The sequence below is a fragment of the uncultured Gimesia sp. genome, from assembly GCF_937919775.1.
Taxonomy (GTDB): domain Bacteria; phylum Planctomycetota; class Planctomycetia; order Planctomycetales; family Planctomycetaceae; genus Gimesia.
Genome location: NZ_CALFPF010000037.1, coordinates 1 through 23,981 on the forward strand (window position 1 = coordinate 1; position 23,981 = coordinate 23,981).

General features: G+C 48.2%; 11 protein-coding genes. 3 read left to right on the forward strand and 8 right to left on the reverse strand.

Annotated features, from left to right (window positions below):
* Positions 1–66: 66 nt before the first annotated feature.
* Positions 67–636 carry a prepilin peptidase gene (locus Q0294_RS00975; protein WP_299459814.1) on the reverse strand — a complete coding sequence of 190 codons (570 nt, stop codon included), beginning with the start codon at positions 634–636 and terminating at the stop codon, positions 67–69.
* A 627-nt stretch (positions 637–1,263) separates the two neighbouring features.
* On the opposite strand from Q0294_RS00975, the gene Q0294_RS00980 reads away from it, so the two are divergent.
* The 3 genes from Q0294_RS00980 (at position 1,264) to Q0294_RS00990 (ending at position 12,397) form a co-directional block, all read left to right on the forward strand.
* Positions 1,264–2,049 carry an inositol monophosphatase family protein gene (locus Q0294_RS00980; protein WP_299459817.1) on the forward strand — a complete coding sequence of 262 codons (786 nt, stop codon included), beginning with the start codon at positions 1,264–1,266 and terminating at the stop codon, positions 2,047–2,049.
* 257 nt (positions 2,050–2,306) lie between these two features.
* Positions 2,307–5,720, forward strand: coding sequence for a hypothetical protein (locus Q0294_RS00985; RefSeq protein WP_299459819.1), 3,414 nt, complete (start codon positions 2,307–2,309; stop codon positions 5,718–5,720).
* Entirely contained in the window at positions 5,717–12,397 is a 6,681-nt protein-coding gene (locus Q0294_RS00990) for a hypothetical protein (protein ID WP_299459821.1), read from the forward strand. The genes Q0294_RS00985 and Q0294_RS00990 overlap by 4 nt, the downstream gene beginning before the upstream one ends.
* A gap of 94 nt (positions 12,398–12,491) precedes the next feature.
* Here Q0294_RS00990 and Q0294_RS00995 read toward each other — a convergent pair whose 3' ends face one another.
* From Q0294_RS00995 to Q0294_RS01025, 7 genes are all read right to left on the reverse strand, one after another.
* Complete coding sequence (locus Q0294_RS00995) at positions 12,492–14,483, reverse strand: PDZ domain-containing protein (RefSeq protein ID WP_299459823.1); 1,992 nt, start codon at positions 14,481–14,483, stop codon at positions 12,492–12,494.
* Positions 14,484–14,504: 21 nt separating this feature from the next.
* Positions 14,505–15,551, reverse strand: coding sequence for a S1C family serine protease (locus Q0294_RS01000; RefSeq protein WP_299459826.1), 1,047 nt, complete (start codon positions 15,549–15,551; stop codon positions 14,505–14,507).
* A gap of 29 nt (positions 15,552–15,580) precedes the next feature.
* On the reverse strand, positions 15,581–17,338 hold the full coding sequence (locus Q0294_RS01005; protein WP_299459829.1) for a trypsin-like peptidase domain-containing protein: 1,758 nt from the start codon (positions 17,336–17,338) through the stop codon (positions 15,581–15,583).
* A gap of 86 nt (positions 17,339–17,424) precedes the next feature.
* Positions 17,425–18,591 (reverse strand): NPCBM/NEW2 domain-containing protein, encoded by a 1,167-nt coding sequence (locus Q0294_RS01010; RefSeq protein ID WP_299459832.1) that lies wholly within the window; start codon positions 18,589–18,591, stop codon positions 17,425–17,427.
* Positions 18,592–18,648: 57 nt separating this feature from the next.
* Positions 18,649–19,629: a hypothetical protein gene (locus Q0294_RS01015; protein WP_299459837.1), complete on the reverse strand. Its 981-nt coding sequence runs from the start codon at positions 19,627–19,629 to the stop codon at positions 18,649–18,651.
* 191 nt (positions 19,630–19,820) lie between these two features.
* The gene (locus Q0294_RS01020; protein ID WP_299459840.1) at positions 19,821–21,581 is read right to left on the reverse strand and encodes a hypothetical protein; all 1,761 of its coding nucleotides are present in this window, start codon (positions 21,579–21,581) and stop codon (positions 19,821–19,823) included.
* A gap of 222 nt (positions 21,582–21,803) precedes the next feature.
* Positions 21,804–23,981, reverse strand: a 2,178-nt coding sequence (locus Q0294_RS01025; protein WP_299459843.1) for a hypothetical protein, incomplete at its 5' end; no start/stop codon positions are given.

Consider the following 23,981-nt stretch of genomic DNA (forward strand, 5'->3'; position numbering starts at 1 on the left):
GTTTGAACTTCATAGCAGAAATGCTTTCATCGATTTCTTATTACGATGGTTTACCGTGAATGCTGACTAATTAAGTACCACAGATTTAATCAGCATCCAGGTGGTGACACTCCAGGTAGCCAGGACCACAGGAAGTGCAAAAGGCATCAGGCCTCTCTTTTGTTTTTGTTCCATTGTTTCCGGTTTATATTTTTTCTTGTTTTTCAAGGCCTTACCCGTTGCCAGATATGTTTCTTTTGTTTTTCTGGCACCCTTCGTCACAACACTCCAGAAAAGAATGAAAAAGGAACCAATCAGAACAAAGAGCGTGCCGACAATCATGACGGCAAGTGTCGCCTTGAAGCCTAACCAGATCGATAAGGCTCCCATCATTTTCACATCTCCGGCTGCACCACTGCCTACGATCCAGATCAGAAAGAATGATCCAAATCCCGCTAGAAAACCAAGTCCGCCATACATCAAGCCGTCCCAGCCATTAAATACCGCCTGATAAATAATGCCCAACACAAAGAAAGGAACAGTCAGTACGTTGTAGATTTTTCTCGCTTTATAGTCCGTAATGGCTGCGATGACTGTGAAAATCCCCACGCTGATTGCCATGACGTACAGAGAGAGCTGTGTTAAAGGAAAATCCATTTGTTATCTTTTCAATCAGTTTATCTGGTTACGGAATTTCTGCCGGTAGAGACAGGTAAGGAACATAGTGAAATTATATCGCATCTGATGCGAGGTGTTGAAAATATACCTCATGTTTCCTACCGGACACTTTCAATCTGAAAAAAATCCACAGCTTTACCTGTTTCGCTGTTTTCAAGAAGCAACATCAATCACTACAACTGATAGAACGATTGCAATTATTGGAATACTCACAATCGTGAAAGCCGTTACGATGTAATCACCGTCGATGGGGATGAAAAGTGCCAGGCTGAAACGGGAGTGGGGGGGCAGGTTGTGGGTGCGGCCAAAATGACATAAGCGATTGTGGCTGTTCAGAGTCTGAAACGTGAAAAACAAAAGCCCGAGACCATTGCGTATTTCCGTTAAGAGACGAAAGAATTGTGAATTCCAGAGGCTGACGGTTCACGAGCCGCGGTATGATTCCTAGAATGGGATTTGTTTGATTATCTGTCATAATCCGAATAACCAGACTGATCTTTGGGGATTTTATCTGGTTCTGAATCTCCCCTTGCAAAAAGTAATTCTGAATCTGACTGCAGTCCTCAGAACTTAGAACCTGAAATGTGTTTCACGGAAGGTTTAACATTGAATTCCACTGAATTACTGGATACCGCTGAGACTGCTGCCCGGCTGGGAGCAAAATGCCTGCTGGACTGGATTGATGAATTTCGCGTCTCGGAAAAAGGAAGGTCCGACCTGGTAACCGATGCCGATTATGCTTCTCAAACAGCGATTGTGAAGCTGATCAGCGAGCGATATCCCGATCACCATATGCTGGGCGAAGAGGGCTTGACCCGTCAGGAAGGAGCATCTGACTACCGTTGGGTGATTGATCCGCTGGATGGTACATCGAATTACGTGCATGGCTTCCCTTATTATTGTGTCTCGATTGGACTCGAATTTCAGGGGGAACTGGTGTTGGGGGTGGTCTACGATCCGAATCGCGATGAAATGTTCTCTGCGTTTCGCGGTCAGGGGGCTAAATTGAACGGAAAATCGATTACCACTTCACGCATCCTGTCTCTTGATCAGGCGATGTTGGTGGCAAGTCTGCCTGTGGGAACGAATGGGCGGGATATCGCCGTCGATCGTTTTTTAAGGGTCCTGCCCGAAGCACAGACACTGCAGCGAACTGGTTCTGCTGCTTTGAACTTATGTTACGTCTCTGCGGGGAGGATTGACGGCTACTGGTCCAGCAATTTGAAGCCCTGGGATATGGCGGCGGGAGTCCTGATCTGCAGAGAATCGGGAGGGATCGTGACTTCCATCGAAGAAAGCTCATTTACCATTGAAACGCCGAGTCTCTTGGCGACAAATGGAACAAATATTCATGCCGATTTGCAATCATTGTTAACAGGCCCGCTTTTTTAGTCCGCTTTCAGATTCCTTCTTTAATGTGCCCAAAAGACGACGTATGATAGAGGGAGTGAATTGCAACCTTACATCATGCTGTTTTTATACATGTGAACATTGATCCGGCAAGCGTTTCAAAGCTGAGAGATTTGATTTCGATCAGTTCAAGAACGTGAGTTGTCGGTTTCTGAATATGAATGAGCTCCCTGACGAGCAAAGAGCTTGAGCCGTTCAGAGTTTACCTGTTCCCGTATCAATGGGATCGATCTGCGATTATGTCATATCTTATTCGTTTACTTCTGGTCTCTCTGGGGCTGCCTCTGTTGTTGTTATTCGGCGTGGAATATTCGTCTGAGAACACCTTTGCGCAACAGCAGTCCGCAGGCAGTGACAATACCACGAAGGACGAGCGGAAAACGGATTCGGGTGCAAAACTCTTCAAAGCGCCCGGTCAGGGGGAAACCGGACCTGCAGCGGGCTTGAGTCCTTCTGTTTCGAAAGAAACAAAGCCGGGACAGGAAAAAAATACGACCAGACAGGAAGTGTTTATCAAAGGGGATGATGGTCAGTTTCTTCCTCTTCCCAATTTGAGCCTGGATCAGATACTCGATTTTCTGAAACAGAAAGAGTCCGTTCAGCCAGAACGCTCCCCCGAATATGCGATTTCTTCCGTTTCACTTTCCGGGACCATCAAAGAGGATCGTGCGATCCTTGAAACGCGGATTGTCGTGTTGATCAATGAAGAAAATAAATGGGTCCGTGTTCCTTTAAAACTCAATGAATCGATCTTCCTGAAAACCGCTTATTCCGGTCAAGGAGAGTCCAGCCCCGGGGGATTCAACCGAACGGAAGGTTATCTCTGGTGGTTCCGGGGCAAAGGAACGCATGAGATCAATCTCACCTTAAGCGTCTCACTCAAGCAGCAGTTACCTTCCAGGCGTCTGCAATTATTATTGCCGCAGACAGCCGTTAGTAATCTGCAGTTAAAAATCCCATTGTCTCAAATCAGTCTTGAAGTCCCCAGCGGGGTTGCTGTTTCGAAAAAGGGGATTTCGGAGGACCAGAGTCTGGTAGAAATGTTCGGGTTGGGAGAGCAGCTCGATCTTTCCTGGCAGCCGATTCCGGATGAGAAGAAAGTCGAAACGGTTTTACAGGCTGAGACATTGCTGACAACGGATTTTACATCAGACTCTGTTTTGCTGAATGCCACACAATCGATCAAAGCCTTAACGGGAAGTTTTCAAACAGTACAAGTCAAACTGCCGGACTCATTTCGATTACTCGATGTGAAGTGTGAAGGTTATAAAAGCCATAAAGTGACAAAAGAAAATCTGGTCGATGTCTCTCTGATCGAACCGACGGTTGGCCCGATCGAAATGCAGTGGACGCTGGAAGCAGATTTTCCTGAAGAGAACGGTCGGTTTTTAATCGACGGCTTTGATGTGAGCCGTGCCAAGCGACAAACGGGCCTGATTGATATTCAGACGCTTGACGGGTATCGCATCTTTCGCGCAGAAGGTCAAAATCGATTTGTCTATCAAATCAAAGCCAACCAGAAAGATCTGGACAGCTCGTATCGCTTTCTGAAACAGCCGTTTCAGTTACCACTGAATATCGAAAGAGTCAAACCCTACTTCTCTGCCAAGCCTTTTTATCTGGTGCAAATGTTTGGTAATCGGGCAGAGCTTGAGGCACGAGTTCAAATTGACGTATTTCAGGGTGCGCTGGACAAGGTGTCTTTAAATTGGCCGCATCGAGCTGAAGAAGGCTGGGAACTGGAATTGATGCAGGAGCCATCGCTGACGGAAGCCATTCAGATTGATCCGGCTCAGCCGGGAAAAATTACCATTAATTTGTTGAAGCGGTCCAAGGGGGCGTTCGAAATCACGTTCCGCGCCCGGCGTCCCGTGATTGCCGACCAGGAACCATTCAATTTTACGCTTCCCGAGATCAAAGCACCCAGTCTGGCTGCCACAGCACTTGTCGTTGCCAATGACGTCAACGTTGTGACCGATCTTACTCCCTCTCCCAAGACGCAGGTTCTCTCTTCTCCATTAGTACAAATGGAGAAGTTTGCCTTGCCGGCGGAAGTCAAGCTGCTGCGTAAGAGTGAGTTCCAGATTCAGCCGGGCATCAATGAGTTCTCTGCAGTGGTTTCGATTCACAGCCAGGAGATCACCGCCACCAGTGCAGCACAACTGGAACTCGACGGTTCCGAAGTGCGTGTCGAGCAGGAGATTCAGTATCAGATCGAATATGAGCCTCTTTCCGAAGTGCGCTTACTCGTGCCGTTGTCGTTGAAAAATCGCGTCAACTTTTATCTGGATGAAGAACAGAACCCGCTGGTGCCGACGTGGATTTCCGACGAAACCGACCCTATTCAAAATGCCCGGCTTTCATTGCGGAGCAAAAAACTGGGACCGGTGAAAATTACAGCCGTTTATTTATTACCTCAGAGTTCGCCAACCGAGTTAAATGTGCCACTGATACGTTCCGGCGATGTTGCCTATTCGGAAAGCCAGTTTGAACTATCCATCAAGGATGGTGAGAATTCGCAGGATCTGGAAGTGGAAAGTCTGGATGCCGCCTGGCAACAACAGTTGGCCATGAACAATAACGCGTTCTGGCGGGCAGTCGACCCCAAGGCCGATATCAATCTCAAGTTGAAGAAAAGTGAATCCGGAGCGTTATTTTCCTATGCCATCGGTCAGGCATGGATTCATTGCAGTATCGATTCAGCAGGTTCCTATCAGGCGCGGGCGCAATATCAGTTTCCTGTTTCTCCACGAACGCTTTCTTTTCGGATGCCCGAAAACGCCGGCATCAAGATTGATCAGATCTGGTGGAACGATCAACTCACTGCATTCAGTCCGGTACCAGGCAGTGCCCATGAATATCAACTCAGTCTGCCTGTGATCAAAGGAAAAGAAAATTCATCTAATATTCTCACGATTGATTATGGCTCCACAAAACATCAGCGCGATTCGCTTTTCAGTCCACTGACGGTTGTGGCCGCCGAATTCTCGGACAATCTGTGGGTGGAAAAGACCATGTGGAAAATCAGTCTACCCAATAACGAACATCTTTTCACGATTCCCCCCGGATACACGGCCCAGTTTCGCTGGGAAAATCAGGGAGTGTTCTGGTCTCGCCAGTTTTCAGGTCAGGATGAAATTCCTGTCACCTTAAAAAATGCCCCTCCGAAACAAAATGACTTCATGGGCGTAAACGATTATCAGTTTTATCGGCTTGGTCCGGCTACGTCTTTGGAGTTTCGCGCTTTATCCCGTTCCATGATCGTCTTCATCGGCGCCGGTACGTCGCTGTTACTTGGTTTTATTCTAATGAGCATTTCGCCACTCAGAAGTGCCCTGGTGTTATTGACGATGATGACCGCGGTTTCTGCCGTTGCACTGTGGTATGCTGCTCCCGTGGAAGTTCTGTTACAGCCTGCCGTTTTTGGTTTACTGTTGGCGATTGTCGCGGCACTGATTAATGGCTCTTCGAGAAAACACAGAGAATCAAAACTGTTGACGTTATCCGCGCCCAGCGATTTCATTCCCCCGCCCACATATTCAGAACGCATTCAGCCTTCGGAAGTTGATCCGGAAGATATTACGGCCGTCAGACCTGGTTCTGAATTGGTTGATAAACCTGTTTCCTCATCAGAAGCCGGGGCAAAGCGATGAGTGTGGTCTCGGGAATCGAGTGGAAACAGAGCTTTGCGATCAAAGCAGCCTGCCTCTTTCTTGTCGGAGTTTCATGGCTGTGGCAGCCCGATTTGTCCTGGGCCGCTGATAATACTGGATTCGATCTTTCACCCGGACTGCGGATCAAAGAAGTTACCGTTTCTGGAAATGATACTTCGCAGTGGCCTCAGGGAAACTGGTATCCTGTCCCGTTAAAAAAATATGACTCACTCAAAAAGGCGGCTTTGTTAAAAAAAAACACGCCGCCGAACTCCTGGATTCAGGAAGCAACCTATGAAGCCACATTGTCTGGCGATCATCTGATCGATGGCCGTCTGAAGTATGTTTTGCATTGTTCCAGAAATGAACCGGGATTTATTGATCTCTCGAAATTGGATCTGGCGATTCATGAATTGAAGTGGGGCAACCAGGATGCCGTCTGGGGGCTGGCACCCGATCAGCAAACGCTGCTGCTCGTCGATCATTTTGGTGAGCCCTTAACCGGTCAGTGGAGTTTGAAAGGCAGACAACTGCCTCATCGAACGGAATTTTCTTTCCAGTTGCCGGAAACTGTTGTTTCTCGCGTGCAACTTAAGGTTCCTCAGGGAATGATTCTGACAACGTCTGTCGGTTACGTCTCGGGACCAATGAAATCGGATGTTCAAAACTTTGATCTGTGGCAGATTGAACTCGGGGGGCAATCCCAGTTTCAAGCGGTCATTCACCAAAATGAGAAACTGAAGGATACGCCAACGCAGATTCTTTATCATCAATTTGCACAAGTCGGTATCCGGGAAGATGGATTACGGCTGCGGGAAGACTTCCAGATTGAAGTTCTGAATCAACCTGTCAGAAAGCTGGAATTTGAAGCTCCCGCTGAATATGAAATTTATTCTGTTACTCTGGGAAACGATCTCTCTTTACCATTTGATATCAAAAAACAGAAAGACAGGAACCTGATTACGGTCGATTTGATTGACCCACTTATCGGCATCAGTCGTCCCCTGTCTGTACGCGCATTGGCCTCACCCTCCTTAGAAGGGGATGTTTTGATCCCCCGGCTCAAATTGACGCAGGCCCACTTTCTGGGGGGAACGGTTCACCTTGATATTTCCGCTCCGTTGGAAACGCACGAAATCAAAGTCACCGATTTGCGTCAAACGGGGGTACTCATTCAGGAAGATCAGGGGGAATCATATGATTTCAAACAGTACGCGCCTGATGCACGCTTAGTGTATCGACTGGCCTTACCGGATCTGAATCTCTCTGCCAGAGTTCACAGCCTGATTCGAGTGCAAGATAAAGTCTGGAAATTGAAATCGTGGATTCACTGGGCTTCAGCAGCTGGCTCTACCTATCGTCTTGAGTCAATGATTCCTGCCGGCTGGGAAATCACTCAGGTCAGCAGTCTCGCCGAGAACAGTCTCGGCGATCTGGTGTGGGATGTTGAACAGAGTGGTAAACAGCAAAAATTAAGCATTCGGCTTCCGACTGCTGTGTCACCCGATGCTCCCTATGCGCTTGAGATACAAGCCCGGCGGCTCATTCCTGTTCCGAGTCGGGTCGTTGATCTGTACGGTGTCACCCCATTGGGATGTTATAACGTAGACCGGATTTTGGAATTATCTGCGACATCCGAAGCGGTCTTGCTCTTTGATCCGGGCAAGGAAGTAGAAGAATTGGCAGCCAGTGATTTGCCGAAAAACTGGAAATTACCAATGACCAATTCGGGCACGTCCCGGTTTTTTCATCTTTCTCCCTATTCCGGTTCAAGGTGGGGGAACCTGGATCTGTCTAATGTGGATCGGGCACTTCAGGTTGTTGCCAGCACTTTCATAGCGCTAAATAACGATGTCATTCAGGAAAACTTTATTCTGAACTGCGTGCCTGCCTCCGGAGGAATTCAACGTGTGCTGATTTATCTGTCAGAAGCAGGTGAATCTGTAGAATGGTCACTCCCGTCAGGCAGCGGGTTACAGTCGAAACTCAAGAGTCGCAAGCTCCCCGTTTCAGAACATCAAAAGTGGCAGCTTCCCCATTCGGGTGAAGTCTGGGAGCTGACGTTTTCAGCCCCTGTTTTTAAAGAGATAGAACTGCAGGGGGAACGTCGTCGACCCTTCCTGAAAAATGCGAGAGCTGCGTTAGTCTACGTCCCTCAGGCAAAGCCCTTTAAAGGTGTGATTCGTATTCTGAATTCAGACGAGTTGAATTTACGCATCAAAACAGAAGGCCTGTTCACGACTCCAGGCTCGAAAAACAGTCCAGCCTTACAGCGAAATCAGAGAAATTATGAATGGGAATACGAACAACCTCGGGGGGTATTAACTATTGCGCGCTCGTCAGAAACGCCTGATAACAGTTTAGATCAAGGTACAGCAACAATTGTTGTCGATACCAGATTTGGCCACGGTACCGGAGAACCTGATGTGCATCAGGCGACGATTGTGCTCGACCTGTCGAATACTTTTGATGATAAATTTATCTTTCGTTTTCCGTCCGAAGTGAAACTGATTTCAACAACAGTAGATGAACGGCGAATTAATCCCATCGAAGCCGATGGTCAATTTCTAGTGCCGCTGTTTGACCAGTTGGATTCCTATCAGATCACTATTCAGTATCAGACGCCGTCACTTCCAGACAGGCTATTAGTGACACGACAGATCCCTTTTCCTCAAATCAATCAACGTGTCCTGCAAACAGACTGGAATTTCGCGCTTCCGGAAGGCATCAGACTGATCAGGGGGCCTGAAGCGATGATCCTGCAGGAAGCTTTACCGGCAGAATCACTGTCCCGACGATTTTTTGGAATTCTGGGGAAAACGCAGGGAGAAATTGAAAACAAAGAAACAAAGTGGAGTGCCGTTAATTTATTTCCAGTAAAATTTGGAACTCTGGAAACTTCCAATTCAGCGAAAACAAATATTATCTCCTGGATGGTTTTTCTGGCTACGATTGTCACAGGATTACTACTGAGAATGCTGCGTATCGGTATTCGAAACAAGCTCTGTATGATGATTGCTTTGGTCTCGCTGATGTTTTCCTGGGTCTTCCCTTTGGCGTTAGCACAAATCGCAGGCAGTTGTTTTACGGGCATCTTGATCGCCATGTTAATTCCCCGCCGATTACTTTGGCAGGAAACGAAAACACAAATTGAGGACCAAAGTACAAAAGCCTACCAGCACCCCGTGTCTTCAATGTATTCGGCAACCCGGTACCTGCTGATTGCGATGCTTGGCATTTCAGCGTCCGGGTATGCACAGAATGTACCGCCAACAGCCATTGCACCTGTCGAGAATCAGACAACAGGAACCAGAACAGAATTAGTCCTCTTACCAGAGAAATCAGATTCAACATCGGAATCGATTGCCTATCTCTCCCCTGATTTACTTCAGGAGCTGGAGAGGTTTGTGTCTGAGAATCAGCAGCCTGAATACCTGCTTACCTCTGCTTTCTATGAAGGCGATATTCGCGACAATCAGCTGTTAACGGTAAAGGCCATTTTTCAGGTAAAAATTCCGGTAGAGCAATCATCTGCCATGATCCAGCTACCCATCAACGGTGGAAATTTAAGCGGCCCCGATTCCTGCAAGGTTGATGGGAAGGTAATTCCAGTTCTGTTAGGTGCAGATAAGCAAAGCATTCTGGTAAAAGTTGAAAATGCAAGAATTCAAACGTCGGAAGCTTCTCCGCAGGGCACGGAGCCCATCGAGGCACAAAAACCGGTATTCCCTTATTCATTCCGGGATCATCAGATTGAACTGGTCTTGCATCCCGCTGTGAAATTCAGCGCCACCAGCGGTCAGTTTGAACTAGGGATTCCAGGCATTTCGAAAAATCAGATTACGCTTCAGTTCAAGGATGCAATACACCTTGTCGAACTCACGGATACTGCCGGTGTGTCCAAATATCATTTGGCAGGGAAAAAAGAGTTTTCTACTTACCTGAAAGAAAATTCCCTACTGAAAGTCAAATGGCTGACCAGTCAGGATTCTGAAGACAGCCCCTTGAATCTGGAAGCGTCGATTCTCACGAATGCAGAGGTTTCGCCCTCTCTGGTCCGGATGGACGTTCAGGTGAAATACAATGTACTGAATGGTAAGGTCGATTATCTGTTATGGAAAATTCCGGCAGGGACTATCTTACGCAGCGTGAAGTCTGCGGGGATGACCGTGATTCCGGCTCTGAATCCGGTGGAAGGTGGGCCCTATGAAGATTTGCTGCTCGAGTTATCGGAGTCAATGTCAGGGGAATTCGTGATCAATGCTGTCTTCGAGTTACCGGCGAATTCTCCCTTAACGGCGGTTAGCATTCCCCCCATGGATTTTAGTTCCGGAAAGATTAATTCTAAAACGTCAACGATTAAGATTGTGTCACAGCAAATAGGGGTACGCACTGGTCCTGAATTTGAGCTTGAACAGGTGACAACGCTGCCTGACGGAGTGTTATCAATCTCTCCCAAATCTCCCAGCAAGCAAATAGAAGAGAGCATACTGAAGTCTTCCGCTTTATTATTTCAGGTGAATCAGCCTGCCCCGATCTCGCTGGTTCTCAAACCAAAAAATCCGGAGCGAACAGCACGAATCAATCAGACCGTTGTTGTGAACCAGAAGAATATTGACTGGACGTTTGCCGCAGAATTACGAATCAGTCAGGCGCCCGCATTTCGACACACAATCATTGTTCCGGATGGTCTCAATATAGAATCACTCTCGGTCAAAGAGGAAGATGTCGAAAGGCTCGCACATTGGCATCGAATTGGTAATAAAATTACGTTGTTCTTAAAAAATAAGACATCAGGTTTGCAGGACCTGACGCTCAAGGGGTGGTTTCCGGTGCGAAAGTATGGGAGCCTTGAGATTCCGAGTATCCAGATTGAAGGCACTCTGATTGAAGACTCGCTTTTGACTTTATTCAAGAAACCTCAAATTGATGTGCAGTTGACTTCCCCTCATTTTCGTCGAATTCAAGACAGTGCGGCCCAGACTGTACCAGCCACAGATCATTTTTCATTCGTCGGGCGTTTTCAGGCGACAGATTCCGCGAATCAGCCAATCACACTTTTAGTCAAGCCGTTGAATTCAATGATCTCGGTCGATTCGCTGACGATTGTAGATGAGTTAGAAGATAATCGACTTGAGGTGACGCAATCGTTGCGATTTTCATTACCTGCTCCCGATATGAAAAAACTGTTGCTACTGATTCCGGCCGAGTATGCTGGCGAATATGCCATCGATGGTATGCCTTACGAAATACTGGATAAAATGCCCGATGGTTTGCAGAGGGTAGAATTGCAACCGAGTTTGGATACATCCGGAACCAGGGAAAACACGGTTACCGTTCGAGCCACGCTTGCCAAACCCGTCGATGAATTAATTGTGATTCCGGTTACTCTGGAGAATTCAAAAACACAAAATAATTATCTCCTGCTGTCTGCAAATCAGGATTTTCGATTAACTGATCATAATCAACGGCAAACGGTTCTGCCGGAAAATGTTCCGAGTTGGATACAGACCAGATGCAACGCGGCTTCTCATTTAGACTGCGATCGCTTATTTACTTCTGCACTGCTGCCCTGGATGTTGAAAACTGCATCGCCTGCTACCGGTGAGTTAAGCGATGAACGGATCCCTTTTATGGAATCAGAAATCATTTTGGGCGATCAAGGGACGATTAATGGTTTAACTCACATCAAGCTGTTCAATCAAACCAGCCGTGAATTGAAACTGGAATGGCCTGAAAAGACCAAGTTGATGGCGGTTCTGGTTGATGGTGAAAATGATGCGACAGTCAAACAGGACAAGGGAACAATCACGATTCCCTTAAACGGTGGTCCCGGATTGATGGATGTCACTTTGTATTGGGAATCTTATCAGGTAGATCATCAATATTTTCTGGAGAAAGCCCGTCTGCAAACACCAAGGCCGTCTAATTTTGTGTTTGATAGAAATCTGGTTAAAATTATTGCGTCTGACAGAAATCGGACATTTCTCTCAAAAGACGTGACCCCTTTTATGTATCTGGCAGACAGACTGGAAGCACAACTCAAAATTGCAGATATTCAGCTGGAGCTGGGGGCAAAGACCAACGTGCCTCAATCGACGTGGGATACAGTAGAGCAGGAGTTTAGCCAACTTGAATCGATCCTCTCTGATCCCGGGAATGATCGGCAGGGAATCAGTGAAAAGCTGAATCGATTCGAGACGTTGAAAGAACGTGTTTTCGAATTAAAAAAATATGTAAAACCGGATACCAGCACCGACCAGCAGGCGCAATTACTCGTAAATCAGTTTCAGCAGAAACTGGGGCCGGTGCCGATTCAGAAAGTGCGTTATTATTCCAGTTCGGAGAACGCAGATCCTGAGCAGCATCCTTTGTTTGCCTGGATCATCCCCAGTGAGTATCTGAATATTGCTTTGGCTTGTATCTGCCTGATGATTCTGCTTCCCATTCTAAACCGATGTGTTCAAACCCGGTCCGCTGACTGGCTGAGTATGCACCCGACGATTGGACTATTGGTTTTGGGATTGATCTGGATTCTGTTTTTGTCGCCTCAATACATCGGGGTCGTGATCATCTGCGTTTCCGCCCTGGTGGCGTTAAGAACCAATCAAACCATTTCCCTCAGTTCAAATACGTCAGTGACAAATTTCCCGGCAAATCAGAGCGTGAAAGAGTAACGGTTCTGGATCGCGCTCAATGAAAGCGTAGCGTTCTATGACCTACGATTGGCCTGAATGATTCTGGCAATGTGACAGTTAAACCGCTCGAGCGCTATATTCGATCCAGACTGTCCGCCCAGCGCCCGATTTCTTCCAACTGCGGCTTCTCAAGATAGGCCCCGGCTTGATTGTCGTTCTTAATCAGTTCGAAGACGGTCGGGTAATTCATTATTCGAATGGCTTCGATCTGAGGCTGCAGCAATTGGCTTAAAGGGTTTTTGGCATTCAGAACAAAGTACAGACTGAGCGGATAATCGGGGTCGGTTTCAGGCGGTCTGTCTTTAATCGATGAGTCTGAGACAGCCACTCCTCGAAAGAGTTCCCGATATTTAAACGCCAGATGGAATGCAAACTCACTTCCATCGGCGTGACTGGCCAGAAAGATCCGTTTTGCATCAATCGCGTAGCGGCTTTTGATTGTCTCAACCACTTCTTTGACGAACTCAGATTCATCCTGATTCCAGCGAATGACATCTTGTGCGGCAGGTCCCACAATGAGAATTCCACGCTGTTCACAAATGGTTTTCCATTCCTTGAAAATTGTTGACTCCATGGTATTACCCGGAGGGTGAATCCAGACCATCAAACCATACTGATAGTTGGGATCATAATTTTCAGGAACATATGCCCAGAATTTCTGCTGATCGCCGGGTAGCTGATCTTTGAAGTGCCCCACCTTGATTTTCTGTTGCGCGTTTTCCTGAGCGGTTCTGGAGGGGATCGCCTGGGTTGGCAGCTCTCGTTCGACGGTGTTGGGAATGGACTGTAACGTCACTTTCATGTTCAATGGTTTTTGATCACGTGAGAGCAAGAGTTCGGCTGACTCGCCGGGGCGTAAATGGTTTACCATTAATGCCAGTGAATCCGAGCCGGTGACTTTTTGCTGATTGAATTCCAAAATCCGGTCATTCGGTTTCAGACCTGCTTCCGCAGCCGCCGATTTTGAAAACACATACCGCACGCCGACTCCCGCTTCGGCTTTCGCTTCGCGTTGCGGGAGTATACCCAGAAAACCGGATTCAAACGGAACCAGTTTTTCCACGAGTGTGACTTGAACTGCCAGTGGTTCTTTTGAGCCTTCCCGGGTCACGGTCAGGCTGACAGCTTCATCGGCATACTTGCTCATCAGAACCTGTTTGATTTGAGAGTGCATTGTCACCGGCTGGCCGTCCAGCTTTGTTATTGTGTCGCCGGCTTTAATGCCTGCCTGTTGAGCAGGGCTTCCATAACGCACGCGGTCCAGTTTCATGTCGTCAGACAGATCGCCTTTCCCGCTCAATGTAATACCCAATAAGCCGGGATGCAGATCTTTACCGGTATTCAGCCGCGGAATAATTTTCAGCACATCCTGCATGGGAATCGCAAACCCGATTCCCGAGTCATACCATTCAACACCTGCTGTTTCTCCCGTTTCTCCAGGAGAGAGCGGGACCAGAATCCCCATGAGACGACCATTGATATCCACCAGCGGCCCACCATAATTGATCGGAGAAACCTTGGCATCCGTCTGAATGGCCTTGCCCCAGATTCTTCCTAAAGCGCTGACGATCCCGACAGAAATACTCGGCTGTTCCAGATCAAAGGTCCGTCCCAATGCAATCGACCACATGCCCACCTGAAGTTCGTTTTCCGGAAGCGCTAAAGGGACAGGCAGATTTTGTGCATCGATTTTTAACAGTGTCAGCATCTTCAGGTGATCGCTGGCAACAACCTGTGCCGGGAATCGACGGCCATCCGGCAACGTGACCAGGATCGATGAAGGCTTGCCGATAAAATTGAAGGCGCTGGAAATGATTAATCCATCTCGGCTGACAATCACTCCCGAAGTCGGGCCGGTGCCTGTAATGATTTTTCCGACACGATCCTGCCCGCCGACGGTTTCAATTCTGACAATCGACGGATTCACAAACGCGGCAGCCTGTTTGAAAGCGCGTTCTTCCAGCGATTCCAGATCAGCGGCGGGAACCTGAGCAGCAGAGGTTTGCAGATGCAGGCTGCTGATCAATGCCAGCATCATGAATGATTTTGTGATAGAGTGTGTCATAATAGTTCGATTGTAAAACAGTTATTTTTTTTCGGGTGGGACCTGAAGTTCGATCGAAATCAATTGGTTATCACGTCGAACCACCAGACGCAGTAAATCGCCGGCTTCGAGCTTTCCCAGTTCCGCGCTCAGCGTTTTGCACGATTTAATGAGTTCATCGTTTACGAATACAACCAGGTCGTTCGGCTGTAAACCTGCTTTGGCGACCAGTGAATCGGGAAGGACGCTGTCGATAAATGCGGGGGTTCGATACAGGACATCCGGCACCATGACCAGCCCGAAATCGACAGGGCGGTAACGTTCTGGTGCTTGTGTATCCGGCTTTTTCTGGTCTTCGCTGGATTCAAATTTGCCGGTGATAATCTGCTCGATACTTTTGCTTAAGACATCAATCGGGAGCGAATAATTGACCCAGGTATTCGTTTTGGCATTGCGAACCTGTTTTCCGATCATGCCCAGGAGTTTTCCATCGTAGGTTAAAATGGCTCCCCCGGCGGCACCCGGATTATTGGTGATGGCATCAACAACATAAACGTCTCCCGCATACGAGAGTTCGAATGCGCCTCGTCTTCGTGGTAAGTCCGTGCGTGCTTCAATCACGCCATGCAGCACAGACACCGGCTCATCCCCGGTGGCAACCCGAAACATGTTGCTGAAGCCCAGAATGCGTGTACCCGGCCCGGCGATGACTTTATCGTGATAATCAAAATAGGGGAGATTCAATTCCCGTTCTGATTTCAATTTGATGATGGCCAGATCCAGATGCGGCTCGGCTCCCAGAACTTCTGCTTCAAACTTTCGTCCGTCATGCAATACCACGGAGAGCCGGTCTGTATCAAGTACGGGGCTCCAGATCGTAGCGATATGCCCTTCGGGGGAGACCAGGAAACCGGTACTGTAACCATAAAGATTCTTCACACCGCCTGCCCCAAAGATCTTGACCAGGCGCGGCAAGGCGTATTTGATTGTGGACTGTGAAGAGGCCTGCGTCACACGCGGAACTGCCAGGATAGAACCGAGCAGGCACAAACAGACGAAAACATGTTTTACTTTATTAATTTGAATCACGGAGAATCAACCTTCATCACAATCGGATGCTATTTTTTTGTGTTTTCTGATGTTTCCAGCTTCACCCGTTCAATTTTTAATTTCATCACGGACCGATTTCCATAAAGGATGTCTAATTCACCGGGAAACTTCTGACCGTTGAGTGTTTGGAATTGTTCAAACCGGACCGAGCAGACTTCGGAATTCTCTGTGAGATAAAAATCAAAACCCCGCAGAGAAAGGTCTGATTTATTGAAGTACCAGCGCGAAATCGTCCCTGTCTGAGTCGCTACCAGAACGTCGACCGGTTCGTTTTTTCCATCCAGAAGTTCGCTTCCCAGGTAATAGAAATCTGTAAAACGCTCTGATTGTCCGGAAAGCAGTAACCGGAAGTGATGTAACGCCGCCAGGAATCCACCGGTCCCCGGCGGTTCATCCATGAAGATCCCCGTCTCCAGAGATTGCAGAAAAATCTCATTGCCGATCTCAAACCCAATTCCCTTATCGGCCAGTGTGAGTGTGAAATCACCACCGTCAATTTGCTTGCCCGTCAGTGTCCAGGTTCCTTTGCGGTCCGTAAAATTACCGGATTCACTCAGAGCCTGCAGTAACCGGTCCTGTTGTTGCTGATTAAAGTAATAATTCGTGAACCCGGTTTTGGGGATGTAGAGGTGCTTGTATTTCTCTGGCGGGGGAGCGGCTTCGGGTTTGGCATGGTGATGCGGGATCTGTGGTGGTTTTTCGTCGCCCGGTTGAGGTCCCTGATCCGGGTGCATATTTTTTTGCCCGGCCTGTTCCTGTAATTCTGATGCTCTGTGTAAGGCCTGCAGACGCACATAGATGGTCGTCTTTTTCTCATCCCGCCGATACACAAGAGGAATCGTCCAGCCTGCGGGATAGATGCCCAGAATATTTTTGAATTGATTCACACTGCGGATCGGGCGTCCGGCAAAGGAGACAATCTCGTCACCCAGTCGCAATCCTTTCCGATAAGCGTCCGATTCTTCGAGAATTTCTGCCACATCAATTGTGGAATCTGATCCCGTCGAGACGGTCGCTCCCAACGCAGCATGGTCGACAATGCGTCCGCTTTTTAAATGATCCCAGAAATGTTTGATTTGATTAATCGAAATGGCGTATCCCGCTCCGGAGTTGACGCGGCCTCGTTTTTCAAAGGAACCACGACCGTTGATGCCAATCAGTTCTCCTTGCGCATTGAACAGCGGTCCCCCCGAATTTCCCGGATTGATCGAGGAGTCTACCTGAATGCAGTCCGTGTATTCCAGAAAGGTTCCTGCGGGATATTGATAGCGGTGAACTCCACTGACAATTCCATATGTAATCGTCGGCTGAAAATCGGTGGCTAATAAAAATGGGTTGCCCATCGCATAAGCCCAGTCACCCACCTGGACCAAGTCGCTGTTGCCCAGTTTGGCGAAGGGAAAATCTGTCCGTCCGAGTAATTTAATCAGTGCCACATCGCCGGTAGGGTCAATGCTGACAATGACGGCATCGTAGAGTTTGCCGTCGTTGAGGCCGCATTTCATGAAGTTGCCTGCTCCAGCGACGACATGGAAGTTGGTTAAGGCATATCCATCCGACGTGACGAGCACACCTGAGCCACCTCCTTCGCCCGCTCCACCAAAGATGGCAACGACAGATGGGGAGACGGCTTTGATGACATCGATACGCTGTTTTTGTGCTGCCAGAACTGCCGGATCAACTGTTGCTGCCTGTGCAAACGCAGGCAGTATCAGGCTGATGAGCAGGATGGTTAATAACGGGGCACAGAAAAAAACTTTCTGCATCTGATTACCTTTAAAATTCACTATGGGAAAGCCAGGCTGCGATTCGTTCACAAGAGTGTTTGAGCGGCCCGTTGACCCGATACAGACTATTTAATTAAACGTGCCTCACAGAGATCGAGGTGATCACAGATTTCCAGATTGTCACCAAAATCGACTAAAATATCGAGATCGCGCACGCCGCGCACATCCAGATTTAATTCCACAGGGGGATCGGAACTCCGAACATTTCCGGAATAAAGTGTCTGACCATTACCTTTGATTTCTACGTAGACGAATCCAATGCCGGGAACAGAGTCGTCAATTCCCATGATGGCGCGAAAATTCCGATATTCATTTTTAATGCGATACTGCAGAAGCGTCTTGGAATGAATGTAAAGCCCGCGTGAATATTCTTTCCCAGCCAGTCGCAGCGGTCCTCCGTCACGATGTTTGTCTTTACGGTACTTCCAGACGGTATCAAAAAAGGGCGTGTATTCAATATTGCGCGGTTCCAGATCTGAGAGGTAGCGTACCTTTCCCTGGCTGAAATCCAGATTGGCAATGACTTCGGGGGCAAATCTGGTCTGTGCGCCGCTTTGCAAAGTCGCTTCGAATTCCGTGCCGGAAAATGTGATGGCTGACGCATGAATGACACCATCATTGGTGAGTCGGATTGAACAGAAAGGGGGCGTCTCTGATTCAGGCTCGCGAAAGTAAATAATTCCGAACACGCGTTCCCGATTGACGGAGACTTCATCATCCCCGGTGAAGAACTGAATCTTATCATCGGTAACAGCTCCGACAACGCCGTCGATATAATCGAGTACATTCTCTTTCTGCACGACGAGCAGATCTTTGCTGTGATTGCTATTCAGCAGCTTTTCCCAGGCTTCACTGATGTTGGAACTCAACGTTCCAAAGCGGACCGATGCGACATTTTTTGCCGGTATAATCAGGGAGCCTGTCAGGTCTCCGCTGACTTTAATCTGACGTTCGTTACTTTGCAGCGACTGAATCGGAAAGCTGGATCCATCCGTGAATCTGACGGTAAATGGTGTCTGTAAATTGCGTTGGAAACGGTTTTTCGGAAAGCGAACATTCAGGATCTCTGAGAGTGGATAGTCCTGGGAAGTTTGCCCCTGCTTCAGCTTGATGACGGTTTTGTTGAATGACTGCAGATTGCCCGAGACTGACGTTCCGTTTAATGAAGTCACTTCGACTTCAGGTGAAACGGCCAGCAGCATGGTCAGGGAAATACAAAACAGGGAATGCATGAAAAACTCTCCGAAAACTCAACGAGATAGAACCGGAAATCTTTTGCCGGCGATATGTTATTTACTGGTATTTGCTGTTTGGGTTGCCAGCTTCTTGAAATACTTTTCAATGGCCTTGCGATAATGTGAGGGGAAATTACGATTGATAATATTCTTGGCGGAAGCCTGTTTTTTCGGGGGCAACTGTCCCCAGCCTCCGTTGTCGGATAATTTATTCTTATCAACTTCTCCGGGCGCCGTCTGACCTTTCACACGACTTTCACTGGATCCCGAATCGGGTGAATCTGACTTGCCAGCGCCTGCTCCTGAAGAGGAACTGCTTTTGGACTGGTCTTCCATTTTCTTAATCAGTTTGTCCAGTGAGGCAATAATTTCGTCTTCAACCTCCTGGACTTGTTTTCCGGAATTGCCCAGTTCTAGTCTGCGTTCGACGTCGCTCATTTTTCGCGAGATTTCATCCAGACTTTCCTCTTTGAGTTCTGCCAGATCTGCCTGCATCAGGACCGCGACCTGAGTGTATCGTTCCGGCACCTGTTGTGTGTTGTTGAGCAGTTGTTCCAGTGTTTTTCCACAGGCTTCTTTCTGTAACAAATAATGCTCGCAGACCGCTTTGTAGAACAGGTATCCGGCGGGATCGATTAACGTTGTGGGATTGATGGAATTGAAGAGTTCCAGTGCGGGATCAATCATCCGGAATTGTGTCAAATTCCTGGCGGCGTAATACCGGATGTTCGACACGTAAAACGTCTCTGCCTGACCGTTGACTAATAAAGGGTGGCTGGAAAGCTGAGGGAGTTTGTCGGAAAGCAGGTATGTCTGCACCAACTGTTTTGCTTCCGGATTTACTTCAGCAAAGACTTGCAGTGCGAGGTCCAGTTTCTCTTCAGCAGAGAGGGATGGTTCTAATTTTACCAGCAGACTGGTGACATTTTTCAGCTGGCTTGGATCTTTTACTTTTTGATCGGCAATCCAGCTTTGCAACTGCAGTATGAGTTCAGGCGCGGACGGTGCTGCATACAGTTGCGTTTTTTCTGCCACGGGCTCTTTTTTGAGAGGGATCGGGACAGGGATTGGCGTCTGTCCGAAAACAGATGCGGGCAGCGCGCAAACGAAAATAATCATTGCGATTCGCTGAAGTCGGTGTTCGAACGACTGTTTTTTCTGGATCAAGTGGAACCGATGCATCATGTCAGTCTTTGACTTTCAATTGATTCTTGAAACGGAAGAGATTATTTATTCTTACCTGTCGCCAGAATATAAGTGGCATTTTGAATTCGAGTCTGCCGGTCAGACAATTGCTGCAGTTGCTCAAAAATATCTGCCTGATTGGCACTTTTATCCAAAGCCATTTTTTCAATCCGGCGGGTGCGATTATTGACACGTAACTGCAATGAACGCAGCATTCTGATTTCCGCTAACATGTCGACCAGCGATTGCTCCTCCGGAGAGGCCTGTTGCTGTTGTTGCTGCTGTTTTTGCTTTTCTTCTTCCGACTTTTCCATTTCCTTCTGCAGGGCCTCAATCATTTCTTCCAGCGAACTGATAATATCTTTTTCAATTTCCTGAGTCAGTTCCCCGACCTGTGTTCGATTTAGACGATAAGCGGCGGTCTGGACATCTTCCCTGACTTCAGATAATGCTTCGCTGAAGGCGACCGATGATCCTTCATCTGTCAGCAGCAATAATGCTTTATCGACTTCCAGGCCGATCAACGCTTCTTCGCGCGACAGTTGGACGGCGCGTGCGGTATGACGACTGGTCCGCTCTTTCTCCGGAACCTGTCCCACAGAAAGCGTACCGGCATAAACGCGCTTCTGCTGTGCCAGAATCTTCTGCAGCCGGGCTTCCATCGCTGCCAGCATCAGTTCGCGTTCTTCTTCGCGGAGCTGACGCAGCATTTCCTCCAGTTTTTCTTTTGCTTCTGCCAGTTTCTGGATGGCGTCATCCTGATGTTTTGAGGCTGCCTCTTTTTGTTTTTTCTCCAGCTCTTCAATCGCCTTTTCCATCTCCTGACGAGCTTGTTCTATTTGTTCCCGTCCGGGGGTCTGCTGTTCCTGTTTCTCGGATTGCTGGTTTTCACCCTGTTGGGGTTCACCTGGCTGGCCCTTCTGTTGTTGAGACTGCTGCTGCTGTTGTTGAGATTGCTCTCCCTGTGGAGATTGTTTTTGCTCGGGGGAACCTTTTTGATTCGGGTCCGACTTGCCCTCCTGAGGCGCTTTCCCTTTTGACTCCGAATCTTTTGATTTTTGGGAATCGGAATCCGATTTCGACTCGGGTTTGCCGTCCTTTGACTTTTTATCCTGCTGTTCCCCGTCAGCTTTCGGTTTTTCCTGTTTGTCCTTTGGATCGGTTTCAGAATCGCTATCCGGTTTTTTCGAATCGCTTTTTTCTGAATCCTGCTGGTCAATTTTATCAATCAGCTTTTTCGCGTTGTCTGCGGTCTGTTTTTGTTTTTCTTTCATGTCAGCAGGATTGCCGCCCCGTTCCGTGGCCGCTCTCACGTCACGCTCCTGACCGATCAGTCGATTGACGTCTTTGAGAAGATCCTGAATACGTTGCTTCTCTTTTTCCACTTCGCTCATTCTGTCTTCACTCTGCAGCAGCGACAGTAAAGCCTGCATGTTTTTGACCAGAACTTCCTGTCGTTCCACTGCTTCGCCCAACTGTCCTTTTTGCAGCATTTGTAAAACCTGCTGCATTTCCAGAGTCATCTGGTTTTGTTTGCTCTGGCCGAAGGCGCGAAACAGAAGATCCGCTCGTGCAGGATCTGTTTTTTTCATATATTCGCCCAGATCGTGGAGCGTCGCTTCGAATCGCTTGAACTGCTGCGAAATCGCTTCCTGTTTGTCGGAGAGGTTGCGATCCTGGCTTTCGGTTTTAATGGCACTGGGCTGCGGCTCTTTTTCCTGAGCACTGCTGAAATTTTGACAGAGCAGACCGCCGATCAATACAAACAACAGCAGAGAGGCAATCCGAGGGCGATTCAACATGCATGGTTCTCCTGCCAAAGTTTCCCGTGTGATCTCAGAACCGAAAAGGGAGGGTAATTGAAAGATTGGTGTCCCTCGATCCAGGTGAGCGCGTAGATTAAGGACTGTTAATATTATATCAAGTGATTGACTATGATCGAAGCGTGTTTTTATGTTCAGTTTTTGTTAGGTGTTCAGAGAAAAACCTCAGATCTTCCTCATTTATTGTCTGATTTTGACCGTTTACTCCAGTCCCAGCCCTTTGAGACGATCCAGAAGCTTGTTTTTGCGAAACTTTTTTGTGTCTTCGCTGAGTTCTTTCTCTCGTTCAATGAGAGTTTTGAGCATTTCAATGGCTTCGTGAAACTCTAATAAATCCTGCATTTCATTGAGGACACTTTTCATACGGACCAGCATGACGTCTAAAAGTTCAATGCTGCTCTGAATTTCCGGTAAAGGATCGTTGTTTTTTTCGATGGCGAATCGCACAAGCCCCAGTCGTTGATCCACGCCTGGAAAATCCTGTTCATGGATCATGGTGAGGGGCTTCAGAATTTTGTCATCAATCCGCCCCAGGATTTGTGCCGTGGCTACACCGTTGTTGACGAGCTCGTCTCGAATATCATGAAATGATTCGACAATCGATGCTGTTTCGGTCGCATTCTTTCGCGTCCCATAAAGTGATCGATCAGCCGAGACGGCAACCGCGTTCTGGATTTCGGACAGCATCTCAGCCGATTTCGCATCTGCTGCTCCCTGCTGTTGTTTTTCCCTGATCGTTTTTGCCTGCTGCAATTGTTGAATGCGTTGTGCGAGGTCGTCGCGCGTCTGTGTGACTTCTTTATAGATCTGCTCAAAGCGTTTGCGCAGATTCAGTTCCTTGGAATACAGAATTGAAAGCAGTTCTTCGTCCGTCACGATTTCGAAGTGATATGTTTCCCCGTGCACCTGATGAGGGCCACTGAGATTATCTGCATCTTCCGCCTGCACGGTGAGACTGATTTTCTGACCGACTTTCAGGTCGAGCGGCAGCACTTCAAAACGCTCCCATTGTTCATTTTCGCTTCTTTGCAGCGCAAACTCTTTCGGGTTCCGTGAGGGCTTGTTACGGAAAGGACGTGGTCTGAATTTCGTTTCCTGGTCGACCACAAAATCAAAACGGGCCGCCTGAATGCCGTATTCGTCAGTGATGATGCCTTCGACGGGTATCATGGCTTTGCGGGTAATCGCCTTGCCAATTCCCGTGAGACGGGTGTCTATTTTGGGGGGCTGGTCGATGATGCCATTGATGCTCAAGCGAATCGGTTCCGTTACCAGTAAACCGTCTGCATCTTCTAAATAGATGCGAATCGGCTGGTCGGCGATCAAGGGAATATGCTGGGGAACCGTGCTGGCGTTCAACGCCGGGTTTTCCTGTTTTTCATTGACCAGAGCGAAGGGAATCCGGAATGTACGGCCGTCAGAGCTGCGCATCTGAGCGAGGTCTCCCGGAGGGAAGTCCAGCTGCTTTACAATTTCTCCCTGTGGATTCTTCCACGCCAGGAAGTTGCTGGCGGGCGTTGTTGAATCTTGGGGGGGCTGCTCCAGTTGGATTTTGAGTCGATCGGTTTCGAAAGAAAAACGGGTGATCGGTTTATTGGCGGTCGAAACCATTTCAAATTTTGTGTTAAGAGGCAAAGAGATTTGCGTTCCCTGCACGGTCTGTAAGTCCGCCTGTGGCTGGCCGGTTGCCGGATCGATTTGATTCAGTCCCGTATATTCGGGGTAAAAACATTCCAGTTGAATCTGATCCAGCACGGGAGTTTCCACGATTTCGATCAGATATGGTTCGGGATTCGTAAAATCGTTTCCGGAGACCCAGACCTGAATCCCATCCAGCAAATCGGTAATCGTATGTTTGAATCGTCCTTCGCCTAAACGCGACATCACAGTTCGTCCACCGCCACGCCCATTCTGCATGCGGTAAGTCAACTGCACCCGTTCGGGGACTTTTTTGCCGTCAACCGTTTCGACCAGCAGCGTCAGATCATTTCCCAGACCGTGTTTATAAGTCTGGTTCTGAAACTCTTTGATCCGGTCTCCGGGCTGGGCAATAACTTTCACGACCAGACCGGTTTCCCTGTTCCAGTAATCGCTGCGCAGTTCCAGATAACCTTTGGCCCAGCGTGCCATCGCGGGTTGATTGATGACCGCCAGGGCAAGAATCGAAAAGAGCAGTATAAATGCCCAGAGAAAAGCGCGCTTTAAAGGACGCTGATCAAAGACATCTTCCAGCGGGAGCTGGCGGCTGCCTTCCGCAACTTCATTCACGGTTCGATCCAGCATGGCCCGCGTCAAAGCGTTTTGCGGTTCTTGGGTTTCGTGCAGCTCAATCGCTGTGGCCAGGCGGTCATTTAATTCGGGGAAACGTCGTTCCAGCAC

Excerpts from the sequence above, each read along its gene's own strand:
- Q0294_RS01020 (WP_299459840.1), bottom strand. The coding sequence starts at position 21,581 with ATGTTGAATCGCCCTCGGATTGCCTCTCTGCTGTTGTTTGTATTGATC.
- Q0294_RS00990 (WP_299459821.1), top strand. The coding sequence starts at position 5,717 with ATGAGTGTGGTCTCGGGAATCGAGTGGAAACAGAGCTTTGCGATCAAA.
- Q0294_RS00995 (WP_299459823.1), bottom strand. The coding sequence starts at position 14,483 with ATGACACACTCTATCACAAAATCATTCATGATGCTGGCATTGATCAGC.
- Q0294_RS00985 (WP_299459819.1), top strand. The coding sequence starts at position 2,307 with ATGTCATATCTTATTCGTTTACTTCTGGTCTCTCTGGGGCTGCCTCTG.
- Q0294_RS01005 (WP_299459829.1), bottom strand. The coding sequence starts at position 17,338 with ATGCAGAAAGTTTTTTTCTGTGCCCCGTTATTAACCATCCTGCTCATC.
- Q0294_RS00975 (WP_299459814.1), bottom strand. The coding sequence starts at position 636 with ATGGATTTTCCTTTAACACAGCTCTCTCTGTACGTCATGGCAATCAGC.
- Q0294_RS01010 (WP_299459832.1), bottom strand. The coding sequence starts at position 18,591 with ATGCATTCCCTGTTTTGTATTTCCCTGACCATGCTGCTGGCCGTTTCA.